The sequence below is a fragment of the Pseudomonas syringae pv. cilantro genome (assembly GCF_001293775.1).
In the GTDB taxonomy this organism is placed as follows: Bacteria; Pseudomonadota; Gammaproteobacteria; order Pseudomonadales; family Pseudomonadaceae; genus Aquipseudomonas; species Aquipseudomonas syringae_P.
Genome location: NZ_LGLN01000050.1, coordinates 1 through 554, shown reverse-complemented (window position 1 = coordinate 554; position 554 = coordinate 1). Strand labels below are relative to the sequence as shown.

Here is a 554-nt window from a genome sequence, read left to right as displayed (position 1 = left end):
CGCAGGAAAACTCACCACTGAACTTACGGCGTAGTTCACACCCACTTGTCCAAGGAGCCCATCATGGCTTTGATGTTTTCACGGCTTGCCCGTAATTTTGCACGCAATGGCTATTACCCCACTGACGAACTGACGCTGGAACGCACTCTGCAGGCATTGTTGCCAGCTTCCTCGGGACGAATGCGGATACTTGATCCGTGTTCGGGAGAAGGCGTGGCGTTGGCTGAGGTCGCACACCGATTGGAGCGCAACCGAACCGAGGCCTATGCCGTCGAGTACGACAGAGAGCGCGCTGATCACTCGAAAACGTTGCTGGACCGAGTGCTGCAGGGTGACTTGATGGACACCATGATCTCTCGACAGTCCTTCGGACTGCTCTGGCTCAACCCTCCTTACGGGGATCTGGTCGCTGATCACTCTGGCGCTTCACAGTACCAGGGTAGCGGCAGACGGAGGCTGGAGAAAGCGTTCTACCAACGATCACTGCCGTTGCTGCAGTACGGAGGGGTGATGGTATTTATCGTTCCTCACTACGTGCTGGACGACGAGCTGTG

General features: G+C 56.5%; 1 protein-coding gene. It reads left to right on the top strand.

What is annotated here, in order from left to right:
- Positions 1-63 precede the first annotated feature (63 nt).
- Positions 64-554, top strand: a 491-nt coding sequence (locus tag ABJ99_RS13615; protein ID WP_195842905.1) for a DUF6094 domain-containing protein, incomplete at its 3' end; no start/stop codon positions are given.